This is a genomic window from Streptomyces otsuchiensis (genome assembly GCF_004305975.1).
GTDB classification, from domain to species: Bacteria; Actinomycetota; Actinomycetes; order Streptomycetales; family Streptomycetaceae; genus Streptomyces; species Streptomyces otsuchiensis.
The window spans coordinates 1-11,044 of the sequence record NZ_BHZI01000203.1; the positions used below are offsets into that span (position 1 = coordinate 1).

The 11,044-nt window shown below is 73.5% G+C and carries 11 protein-coding genes; 5 read left to right on the plus strand and 6 right to left on the minus strand.

All coding sequences use genetic code 11. The features are described from left to right. From E0D90_RS18540 to E0D90_RS18550, 3 genes are all read right to left on the minus strand, one after another. The coding region (locus E0D90_RS18540; RefSeq protein ID WP_174856224.1) for a cellulose binding domain-containing protein at positions 1-449 on the minus strand (449 nt) is incomplete at its 3' end. A 244-nt stretch (positions 450-693) separates the two neighbouring features. Next, positions 694-1,347: a response regulator gene (locus E0D90_RS18545; RefSeq protein ID WP_103504563.1), complete on the minus strand. Its 654-nt coding sequence runs from the start codon at positions 1,345-1,347 to the stop codon at positions 694-696. 125 nt (positions 1,348-1,472) lie between these two features. After that, positions 1,473-2,708, minus strand: a complete 1,236-nt coding sequence (locus E0D90_RS18550) for a sensor histidine kinase (protein WP_130799309.1) — start codon at positions 2,706-2,708, stop codon at positions 1,473-1,475. 157 nt (positions 2,709-2,865) lie between these two features. Between E0D90_RS18550 and E0D90_RS18555 the strand changes: the two genes are divergently transcribed. Continuing rightward, complete coding sequence (locus E0D90_RS18555) at positions 2,866-3,639, plus strand: GIDE domain-containing protein (protein WP_130799310.1); 774 nt, start codon at positions 2,866-2,868, stop codon at positions 3,637-3,639. Positions 3,640-3,728: 89 nt separating this feature from the next. Here the strand turns inward: E0D90_RS18555 and E0D90_RS18560 are convergent, their stop codons facing one another. Both E0D90_RS18560 and E0D90_RS26665 read right to left on the minus strand, forming a co-directional pair. Further along, complete coding sequence (locus tag E0D90_RS18560) at positions 3,729-3,947, minus strand: hypothetical protein (protein WP_130799311.1); 219 nt, start codon at positions 3,945-3,947, stop codon at positions 3,729-3,731. Positions 3,948-4,120: 173 nt separating this feature from the next. Further along, positions 4,121-5,173, minus strand: a complete 1,053-nt coding sequence (locus tag E0D90_RS26665; RefSeq protein ID WP_157996889.1) for a hypothetical protein — start codon at positions 5,171-5,173, stop codon at positions 4,121-4,123. Between the two features lie 255 nt (positions 5,174-5,428). Here E0D90_RS26665 and E0D90_RS18575 point away from each other — a divergent pair, with 255 nt between their 5' ends. Further along, a complete protein-coding gene (locus E0D90_RS18575) occupies positions 5,429-6,025 on the plus strand; it encodes a hypothetical protein (protein WP_130799313.1) in 597 nt (198 codons plus the stop codon). A 40-nt stretch (positions 6,026-6,065) separates the two neighbouring features. Here E0D90_RS18575 and E0D90_RS18580 read toward each other — a convergent pair whose 3' ends face one another. Beyond that, positions 6,066-6,638 carry a cob(I)yrinic acid a,c-diamide adenosyltransferase gene (locus E0D90_RS18580; RefSeq protein ID WP_130799314.1) on the minus strand — a complete coding sequence of 191 codons (573 nt, stop codon included), beginning with the start codon at positions 6,636-6,638 and terminating at the stop codon, positions 6,066-6,068. Positions 6,639-6,773: 135 nt separating this feature from the next. Here E0D90_RS18580 and E0D90_RS18585 point away from each other — a divergent pair, with 135 nt between their 5' ends. The 3 genes from E0D90_RS18585 (at position 6,774) to E0D90_RS18595 (ending at position 11,044) form a co-directional block, all read left to right on the plus strand. Then, on the plus strand, positions 6,774-7,622 hold the full coding sequence (locus tag E0D90_RS18585) for a 3-hydroxyacyl-CoA dehydrogenase family protein (RefSeq protein WP_130799315.1): 849 nt from the start codon (positions 6,774-6,776) through the stop codon (positions 7,620-7,622). A 697-nt stretch (positions 7,623-8,319) separates the two neighbouring features. After that, positions 8,320-8,613 (plus strand): STAS domain-containing protein, encoded by a 294-nt coding sequence (locus E0D90_RS18590; RefSeq protein ID WP_103502162.1) that lies wholly within the window; start codon positions 8,320-8,322, stop codon positions 8,611-8,613. Positions 8,614-8,878: 265 nt separating this feature from the next. Further along, positions 8,879-11,044, plus strand: a complete 2,166-nt coding sequence (locus tag E0D90_RS18595) for an ATP-binding protein (protein WP_130799316.1) — start codon at positions 8,879-8,881, stop codon at positions 11,042-11,044.

An 11,044-nucleotide genomic window follows, 5' to 3' on the forward strand; every position in this document is an offset into this window, starting at 1 on the left:
GGATCGGGGTCGGTGGGGTCGCCCGAGCCGGAACACGGGTTGTCGTTGATCAGACAGCCCGCCGGCTCGCCCGTCCCGCTGGCGCCGAAGCCCACGGTGAGCGACGCACCCGGCTGGAGCGCGCCGTTCCAGTCCTCGGCGGTCACGGTGTAGCTGTTGCCGGACTGGCTCAGCGCGCCGTTCCACAGCGAGGTCACCTCGGTGCCCTCGGGGAACTCCCATTCCAGAGTCCAGCCGTCGAGGGCGGTGTCCGTTCCGTTGTGGATGGTCCACTGGCCGTTGAAACCGGAGTCCCAGCTGGACCCCTTGCTGAACTCCGCGGTGACGTCGCCGGCCGCCTGAGCGGTGCCGCTCAGGGCGACGACGCCCCCGATCGGGATCGTCAGCGCCGCCGCCGCGGCAATCAGCTTGCGCCGGGTGGCTCTTCTGGTGTGTGTCGCCTTGCTCAAGACGCTGCTCCTGTTGGCTCGATCCGGCCGCCGAGGGCCGTAACGGGAGGGGTGGACGTGACGCAGCGCGGTGGGATCGGCAACGCCGGTCCCACCGTTCGGATCCGGACACTAGGGAGGTCTGGACCAATGGGCAAGGGTGCGTGAACGGATTGGTGGCCGGTTAAGGCGCGCTTAAGGCGCACACCAGGCCCACCAAAGCTCCGTCGCCGCCGGCCCGCGTCAGCCCCTCGCGGGGCGGATGTCAGACGAGTCCGAGCTCCCGCGCGAGCATCGCCGCCTGCACCCGGCCGCGCAGCTCCAACTTGCCCAGAACGCGGCTGACATGGGTCTTCACCGTCGCCTCGGCCATCGAGAGCCGCGCGGCGATCTCCGCGTTGGAGAGCCCCAGGCCGACCTGTTCGAGTACCGCCCGCTCCCGGCGGGTCAGCGGCGCCAGCCGCCGCTCACGCTCCTCGGCGCCCGCCGCCGACCCGGCCGCCGGCCCACGGCCGAACTCCTGGATCAGCCGCCGCGTCACCGACGGGTCGATCATCCCAGCGCCGCGCCCCACCGCCCGGACCGCCGCGATCAGTTCGGTCGCCTCCACGTCCTTCAGCAGGAAACCGGCCGCGCCCGCCCGCAGTGCCCCGAAGACATACGCGTCGATGTCGAACGTCGTCAGCACCAGTACGTCCGCCAGCCGCTCCCCGGCGATCAGCCGGGTCGCGGCGACCCCGTCCAGCCGGGGCATCTGGACATCCATCAGCACCACGTCGGGCCGCAGCTCCCGGGCCACCGCGACGGCCTGCTCCCCGTCGGCGGCCTCGCCGACCACGTCGATGCCGTCGGCGCTCTCCAGGATCAGCACCAGTCCGGCGCGCACCGAGGACTGGTCCTCGGCAACCACCACGCGCAGCGGGGTGCCCGCCGGCGGCGGTGGCCGCTCGCCGAGTGGCTGTTCCGCGTCCCCCGGCTGTCGCCCGTCGCCCGGTCGTTCCCCGTCCCCCGGTCGTTCCCCGTCCCGCGACGGAATCGTCCCGCTCACCGGCTCCGGCCCCCCTCGTCAGCGTCCACCGGGCCGTCACCCACGGCATCGGGCCCCGTCGGCAGCACCGCCCGGACCCGCCAGCGCACCGATCCGTCGGGCTCGGTGTGACGGCCCGCCCCGAAGGTACCGCCCAGCAGCTCGGCCCGTTCCGCCATCCCGAGCAGCCCGGCACCCGCCCCCGGCACCGCCGGGGTACGGGCCGCCGCCGCGCAGGCGCTCGTCACGGTGACCTCCAGCGTTCCGCCGGCCTGCCGCACCCGGACCGCCACCGTCCCCGGCGACGCGTGCTTCACCGCGTTGGTCAGCGACTCCTGCACGATGCGGTAGCCCGCCAGCTCCACCGGCGCGGGCAGCCGGACGCCCCGCTCCGGCGCCTCCTCCAGCACGAACCGCAGGCCGCCCGCCGCGCCACCCGCTCGCGCGTGGTCGAGAAGCGCGTCCAGCCCGTCCAGGGTGGGGGAGACCGGCGACCTGTCACCGCCCTCCCGCTCCTCCTCGCGCAGGATGCCGATGAGCTGCCGCATCTCGGCCAGGCCCTGGGTGCTGTTCTCCCTGATCACCGTCAGCGCGCGGTGGCTGGTGTCCCGGTCGTCCAGGGAGAGCGCCGCGCTGGAGTGGATCGCGATGGCCGACAGGTGGTTGGCCACCACGTCGTGCAGTTCCCGTGCCATCCGGGCCCGCTCGGCCGTCACCGCCTGGGTGCGGTCCATCTCCGCCAGCAGCGCCGTCTGCTCCGCCCGCAGCCGCTCCGCCGTCGCCACGTCACGGTGGTGGCGCACGATCACCCCGGTGGACGCCGGGGCCAGCGTGATCAGGGCGAACACCGCGCCGACGAGGAGCGCCTCCGCCTGCCGGTACGCCACCAGGAAGCCGACCGTCAGGGCCACCGTCCCGGCCACACTCAGCGGCAGCAGCGACCGGGCCAGCCGCGGCGACCCGTAGCGCGCGGCGGCGTAGACGATGTCGGTGAACATCACGACCGTCACCAGCAGCGAGCCCGCCAGCAGGTCCCCGGCCAGCGTCGGCAGGGCGAGCGGCAGCGCCACCCGAGGGCTCCGCCTCAGCAGTTCCAGCCCGGCCATCACCACCAGCGGCACCAGCAGCACCGCCCCCGAGCGCTCACCGCCCGCCGGGTTGTTGTACAGCCCCAGCGACCAGGTCAGCAGCCCCGCGGCCAGGCCGGCCACGCTGATCACCACGTCATCACGATGCGGTCGGGAGAGGGGCATGGGCCCCATGCTGCCCGATAGGTTGGGGCCCACCACACCGGACGGCACCGCGAGACGTGCGGACAGGGCCGGCCGGGTGACCACCGGCCGGGGACCGGCGCCACGGAACCGTGGGCGCGCCGTCGGCGTGGGTGTGGAGAACGACCAAGGGGGTCCCATGATCTGGATCGGTGTCATCGCGCTCGTCTTCGCGGTGGTCTGTTTCTTCGCCGCCCGCTCCGCCGAGGGGCGCTCCCGCGCGCTGACGCGGGTGGAGACACTGCCGGTGAACGAGGTGGTGCAGCTGCACCAGGCGGCCAGCTCCGCCGCCGGCCCGGGACAGTTCCGGTACGCCTGCGAGGTGGTCGGCACCGCGCAGCCCGCCGGCGGCCCGCTGATCTCGCAGCTCGACGAGACCGAGTGCGTCTGGCACCGGCACAAGGTCACGCACAAGTACTGGGAGACGGTGCGCGACAGCGAGGGCCGCAGCAAGCGCCAGGAACGCAGCCGGGTCGTCTCCGAGAACACCAGCACCGCCGACTTCCTGGTGCAGGACGCCACCGGGACGATCCAGGTGAGCCCCGGGCGGGGTGTCGACAAGCCGCAGAAGGTGCTGGACAACTTCGAGCAGGCCACCGGGCGGAGGGCACGCACCGTCACGGTCGGTTCCCTCTCGCTCAACCTCGGCTCCTCCTCCGGCAGCATCGGCTACCGCTACGAGGAATGGGCGCTGCTGCCCGGACAACGGGTCTTCGTCCACGGCGAGGCCACCGACGCGGGCGGACGGCTGGCCATCGGCCCGCCGTCCGAGGGCGGGCTGTACCTCGTCTCCACCCGCAGCCAGGAGGAGCTGCTGAAGTCGGAGACCACCAAGGTGCGCGGCTTCCGGGCGGGTGCCGGAGTGCTGGGCGCCGCCGGGCTGGTGCTGCTCGTCCTCGGACTCGTCTCCTAGCTTCCGGGGCCGTCGGTGCGGGGTGGGGTGTGGTGATCTCCCGCCCGCGAACAGGCCCGCCCCGACGGAGGCCCGAGCCGGTCGCGGGCTCATCCGCGCCCACGGCGCTGATCCGGGACGAACGGCTGGGCGCAGCGCCCGGACGGTCGGCGTCGCGCGAGGAGGGGGCGGGCCAGCAGGAGGCACAGGACCTGCCGGGCGTCCGCCCGGCGCGCGGGGTCGTCGGCCAGGACGGCGACGGCGGTGGCCAGGAGCGGGCCGAGTACGCCCAGAACGAGGCCCACGAGCGGCAGAACGAGAATGGTCATCACGGGCGCCTTCCAGCGGTGCGGATCGGGCTGACGCCACTCATTGAGGCAGCTCCGGGGCGTTCGGTGGGGCTTCTCGAAGGACGCCGAACAACACCGAACGCCGGAGAGCGGGAGCACCGGGGAACACCGTGGGGCACGTCGTCGGAAGAGCGCTCGCGAGGAGCCGGTGATCAGGCGCAGCTTCTCGTGCCGTGCGGCCTCTCGCCCTCACCGCGGGTGATCTGGAAGGTCACGGGAATGGGCGTCAGCTCCGGACCGAACTGGCCGATATCGGTGACGATGAGCCGCGTCCACGTGCCGTCGGGACCGGTGAGCACGACGGACTCCCCGATGCCGGTGCCGGTGACGGTGCAGCTGCGCGTGTCGGTGATGACGAAGTAGCTGAGGGCGCTTCCCACCTCGGTGATGTTGATCCCCAGGTCGCCGTCCCGCGTCCACGCGGTCTCCCTGGGCTGGTCCGCCCAGGGGAGGCCGGCGATCAGCTGCTCCCTGGCAGCTCCGCCGGCGCTCCCGGACGGCTCGGGAGCGGAACCGTCCGTCTCCTCCGCCCTCTCCGGTGGGGCCGGTGCGGAGGCGGGCGGGTGCGAGACGTCGGGAGCCGCCGTGTCGCCGTCACCCGTGGTGAGCCTGCCGGAGACGTGGACCAGCAGGCCGAGGGCGACCAGCACCATCGCCAGGGCCCACCGTGACAGGCGCCGTGGCCTGCCAGGGCCGCCCGGACTGCCTGGTCCGCCCGGACTGCCTGGTCCGTCCGGACTGCCTGGCCCGTCCGGACGGTCTGTTCCGTCCTTGCCGCTCGGGCCGGGCTCCGGTGCGGGCGCGGGACCGGACTCCGTGTGCTCCCGCTCCACGGGCGGCGCGGGAGGTACCGGCGCGGGAGGTACCGGCTCGGGAGGTTGAGGTGGCGGCGGCTGGGGCGGTTGGGCGGAGAGCGCCGCGTCCGCCTGTTTCCAGCGCTCCAGGCACTCGGCGACCATGAGGTCACCGCCCAACACCCAGGCGACCGGCTCGACGCTGTCCCATCGTGGGAGCCGTTTGGCGTTGAAGGTGTCCGAGATCGTGCTCTCCCGGACGGTCGCCTCCGGATACCGTGTTCGGCTCCTGCGCACGATCTCGGTGTAGCTGGGCTTCCTGGCCTCCCGGTGGAGGTCCCGCATCCACGCGGCGAACACCGCGACCGGACCCTCGTCATCCGCGCGGCGATCGGGACCGTTCGGCGTCATTCGATCTCCTCCACGGCCGGGGCGGCCGGAGTCCGAGGTTCGGCGTTCACCCGCCATCCTGCCGTGTGCGGCGGTACGGTCCGACCGGCGCGGAGACGACGCGCGCGAGGGGCGCTCCAGGGTCGAGCGGGTCACGGGAGGCGGGCGGGCCCGGTACATCGAAGGTCGCAGTGCGCCCGTGCGGGATCATCACCCGCGACGACGCCCCGACGGGGCTGTCCACGGCATCCTCGGTGGGGAACCGAGGAGTGCACGATGATCATCGCCCTGATCGCCGCCGCGGAGGTCGGCTTCTGGCTGGTGCTGGCGGCCGGACTGGCCGCCCGCTACCCGCTGCGCATGCCGCGCCTGGGCGGCGCGCTGCTGCTGTGCGTACCGCTGATCGACCTGCTGCTGCTGTCCGCGACCGCGGCTGATCTCGCGCGGGGCGGTGAACCCTCTGCGGCGCACGGTCTGGCCGCGTTCTACCTGGGTTTCACCGTGGCCTACGGACACCGGCTGGTGCGCTGGGCGGACGGCCACGCGGCGCACCGGTTCCAGGGCGCGCCGCGCCCCGCGAAGCCGCCGCGGTACGGCCGGGCCCGCGCCCGTCACGAGCTGGCGCTCTGGCGGCAGACGGTCATCGCGGTGGTCATCGCCGCGGCCGTGCTGCAGTTCCTGATCGCGGTCGCGCAGGACGGTTCGGCCGCGGGGGAGGCGCTGACGGGGTGGCAGCTGCGTGGTCTGCAGATCGTGGCCGTCCACGGCCTGATCGCCGGCAGCTACGTGGTGTGGCCGCGTTCCGCACCGCCCGGCGGGGAGCCCGGTGAGGGCTCCGCCGCCACAGGCGGGCTGCGCTCCGGCTCGGGGTGAGGTGCGGTCCGGGGTGAGGGCCGGACCGGGTGACGGGTGGTCAGCGGTTCTCGCCGGGTACCCACAGGACGTCGCCGGTCTCCTTGTTCGCGGCCCGCGCGAGGATGAACAGCAGGTCCGAGAGACGGTTGAGGTAGGTGGCGGTCAGGGCGTTCATCTCCGCGCCGTGTTCCTCCATCGCGGCCCAGGCGGAGCGCTCCGCGCGGCGGACCACGGTGCACGCCTGGTGGAGCAACGCCGCGCCCGGTGTACCACCCGGAAGGATGAAGCTGCGGAGTTTCTCCAGTCCTTCGAGGAAGTGGTCGCAGTCGGTCTCCAGCCGGTCCACGTAGCTCTGGAGGACCCGCAGGGGCGGGTGTTCGGGGTTCTCCACCACGGGGGTCGCGAGGTCGGCGCCCACGTCGAAGAGGTCGTTCTGCACCCGCACCAGCACGGCGGCCACCTCGCCGTCGAGCGAGCCCAGCGCGAGGGCCGTGCCGATCGCGGCGTTGGCCTCGTTGACGTCGGCGTAGGCGGCGATCCGCAGATCGGTCTTGGCGGTCCGGCTCATGTCGCCGAGCGCGGTGGTGCCCTGATCGCCGGTCCGGGTGTAGATGCGCGTGAGGTTGACCATGGGGCGACGGTACCGTCAGCCGCCGGTGTGATGTCCGCCATGTGAGACGTGACGCGTGTCTCAGCACTCCCCACGGGGTGGCCCGGGCGGCTACATTCCGCGCAGGCACTTTACGGAACGGCGAAGGGATCTCACGTGGCCAGGAAGCTCGCTGTCATCGGTGCCGGACTCATGGGGTCCGGGATCGCCCAGGTATCCGCCCGTGCGGGCTGGGATGTGGTGCTGCGGGATGTCACCGACGAGGCGCTGGCACGTGGCAGGGGCGGGATCGAGAAATCACTCGAACGGTTTGTCGCCAAGGAGAAGCTGACGGCGGACCAGGCCACGGAGACCCTCGGCCGGATCACGACCACGACCGACCTCGACGCCGCGGGGGACGCCGAGATCGTGGTGGAGGCCGTGTTCGAGCGGCTGGAGATCAAGCAGGAGATCTTCCGGGCCCTGGACAAGCTGGTGGGGGAGGAGACCGTCCTCGCCACCAACACCTCGGCTATCCCGATCACCAAGATCGCGGCGGTGACCGGGCGTCCGGAACGGGTCGTCGGCACCCACTTCTTCTCGCCCGTGCCGATGATGCAGCTGTGCGAGCTGGTGCGCGGTGTGAAGACCAGTGACGAGGCGCTGGCGACGGCGCGGGAGTTCGCCGAGTCGGTGGGCAAGACCTGTGTGGTCGTCAACCGTGATGTCGCCGGCTTCGTCACCACCCGGCTGATCATCGCTCTGGTCGTCGAGGCGGCCAAGCTGCGTGAGTCCGGTGTCGCCACGGCCGAGGACATCGACACCGCCTGCAAGCTCGGCTTCGGGCACGCCATGGGCCCGCTGGCGACCGCGGACCTCACGGGGATCGACATCCTCACCCACGCGGCGGAGAACATCTACGCCGAGTCGCAGGACGAGAAGTTCGCCCCGCCGGAGCTGATGCGCCGCATGGTCGACGCGGGCGTGATCGGCCGTAAGAGCGGCGAGGGCTTCTACAACTACTGAGCCGCGCGACCCCGGTACCCGGCATCGGTCCACACCGCCACCACCCGCTCCCGTCGCTCGTCGGCGGGGGCGGGTACGGCGATGGCGCGTCCGTCCGGCACGATGTGACGGGTCGTCGCTGCCCGCGTCAGCGCGCTGGCCGGGGTGTCACGCGCACGGGTGAATTCGGCGGCGTGTTTGGCCGAGTCGGCAACTTATCGGCCTGTATCTCCGTCAGATCTGACGAGAGCACATTGTCGGAGAGCCGACGGAGACGAGCGGTTCGCCCGCCAGGACCGAGAGACACCACGTACGACGAAGCAGCGCAGGACACGCAGATCCACCGCGGACCCCGGGGCCGTCGGTGGGTCCCTGCGGACAGCCGGGCGCAGACGACCGCCACAACCACAGACCACGAGACGAGCGCCGGCCGCGCCGCGAGGAGCGTCGGCCCGCCACCAGCCTCCGCCGTCCGGCACCGGTCGGCGCCGTCACCACCCGGGCCCGGCGACGGCCGCCCGGCGCCGGTGGCACACCCGGCGGCCTCACCACGGTCCGGCCCCACGCCGGACGCCGGCGGCCCGGGCAGCGGGCCGCCGCGTGCGGGGCCTCGACAACACCGCCCGGCGACAACACAGCTCGGCGACAACACAGCTCGGCACAGACAGTCCACCAGCCGGATCATCGACGACAGGCCACGGGCCACCGGGGAGAGCGTATGCACATCAGGGGCGACCACACCGAGCTGGCGGTCGGAGGTCGCCTGGACGTACGCAGCGCAGCGGACGCCAGAACAGTGCTGCACGACGCCCTCGACGCCGGCCACGGCGACCTGGTTCTCGACCTTCGGGAGCTCGACGCCTGGGACTCGACCGGCCTGGGCGTGATCATGGGAGCCCACCGCCGCGCGGGGCGCTGTGGCCGGCGGCTGGTGCTCCGCGAGGTGCCCCCGCGGATGCGGCGCGTGCTGGTCGCGACCCGGCTCCACCGCATCCTCACCATCACGCCCTGACCGCGGTCGGCCGGCCGGGCGTGGGAGTCCGATACCCGAACTCCTCGCGCGGCCGGGGCCGAACCCTCCGGACGGTCCGTCCCCCCCCCGGCCGCCCGAACCGCACCAAAACGACCCAGCGGTGGCCCTGCGTGCGCGGCCCGTGGGCGGCGATGGTACGACAGTAGCCCCGGGCTGCCTGGTTAGTCTGGGGTCACCCGCCCCACGGCCCGACCCGGACCACCACCCGCGGCGACGACCGCACCGCATCCGAGGGACTGACAGCATGGACCCCAACAACCCGGCACCGAACGGCCCCGAGCCCCGGGGGACCGGCGGCGGTCCACAGCGCATCGCCGAGCTGATCGCCGGCGACTTCCTCCTGACCCTCAACCCGGTCGACGGCAGCCAGATAGAGTCCTGCCCGCCCGGCCGTCGGCCCGTGTCGGGCCGCAGCTTCCCCGACCCGGCCGCACCGGCCGAGGGCGGCCCGCTCCTGGAGCGCGAGGAGGAGCGCGAGCGCCTGGCGCGGCTGCTCTCGCGCGGCCGCTCGGTGCGGCTGACCGGGCCGCCCGGCAGCGGCCGGACCGCACTGCTCGACGCCGTCGCCCAGGACTGCGCCGACCTCGCCCCCGACGGCCTGATACGGCTGAGCGGTCACCGTCGCAGCGCCGCCGACATCAAGCACGAGCTGTACGCCGCCGCCCATCACAGCCCCGGTCACCGCCCCGCGGCCGCCGAACTCCACGCCGCGCTCCGCGGCATAGGCGCCGTCGTCCTGATCGACGACGTCGAGTTCAGCGGCAACGCCCTCAACGAACTCCTGGACGCCACCCCCGAGTGCGCGTTCCTGATGACGGCAGTCCCCGACACCCAGGCCGCCGCGGCGGACGCCCGCCTGGAGGAGGTCGTCCTCTCCGGTCTCAGCCGCACCGCCTGCGTGGAGCTGCTGGAGGCGCTGGTCGGCCGGCCCCTCGCCGACGACGAGGCCGACTGGACGGGCGACCTCTGGTTCGCCACCGAAGGACTGCCGCTCCGCTTCGCGCAGGCCGCGGAGCTGCTGCGGCAGCGCGACACCGGCCGGGCGAGCGGTCCGCTGCCCGAGCCCGACGCGCTGGTCAGCACCCTGGCCGGCGTCCTGCCGGAGGGCTCCCGGGAGACACTGCGACTCGCGGTCGCGCTCGGCGGCGCCCTCCCGGCCGCGGGCCAACTGCCCGCCCTCACCGGCGACCACACCGTGCTCGCCGACCACGACCGGCTGCGCACCGCCGGACTGACATCGGCCACCGGGGACCACGTACGCCTGGCGGGCGGCGTGGCGGAGCAGCTCGCGGCGGCCGGCTACGCCGAGGGCGCCGAGGGGCGTTCGCGCACCGTCGCCCAGCACTACACCTGGTGGCTCTCGGACGCCACGCCTCCGCCCGCCCGGATCGCGGCCGAGGCCGAGACCCTCCTCGCGTCCGCGCGCGCGGCGCAGCGCGGCGGACACCACGAGGCCGTCGCCACCCTGGCCCGTGCCGCCGCGCCGCAGCTCGCCCTCGCCCTGCGGTGGGGCGTCTGGGAGCGGATACTGCGGACCGGTCAGGAGTGCGCCCGCGCTGCGGGCTTCGTCGCCGACCAGGCGTACTTCCACCATGAGCTGGGCATCCTCGCCATCTGCCAGGACCAGCTGGACCGTGCCCGGGCCGAACTGGAGGCGTCGGTGGCGCTCCGGGCGGTCCTGGCCGACTCCGGCGGGGTCCACGCCGGGCGGAGAGCGCTGGCGCTGGTCGAGGACCTCATCATGCCCTCGCCCGCCGCTCATCCGGTGGCCGTGCCGGAGACGCCCACGGTTCCGCCGACGGCGGAGATACCCCAGGGCAGTGAGGACCTCACCCAGTCGCTGGCCACGGTCGTCCCCGAAGCGGCGCCGGCCGAGCAGAAGCGCGGTATCCGGCGGATGGCGGTGATCGGCACCCGCCGCAACACCGTGGCCACCGGCGCGGGTGCGCTGCTCGCGGCCGTCCTGGGCACCGTGGTGACCCTCGGGCTCACCTCGGGTGAGGCCGGCCAGACCCCGGATGTGCGTCCGGGTACCGGAGTCGACGACCCCGGCTCCGCGCCGGAGGCCGACGCCGACTCGGCTGAGGGCTCCACCGACCCTGACCGTGACGGGGAGGACGAGGGCGACGAGGACGGCGGCGAGCGCGACGGGACCGAGCGCGAGGAGACACCGGACGGCACCCCGGAGGACTCAGAGGGCGGCCAGGAGACGGCCGGAACCTCCCAGTCGCCGGAGGACGACGGAACGGTGAACCCGCCGCCGGGCACGCCGAGCGGCGGTGGCGAGTCCTCCGGGAGCGGCGGCGGCAACGGCAACGGTGGGGGGAACGGCAACGGCGGTGGTGACAGCGGTGGTACGCCGCGTCCGACCGATCCCAGCCCCGACCCGACCACCCCCCGTCTCTTTTAA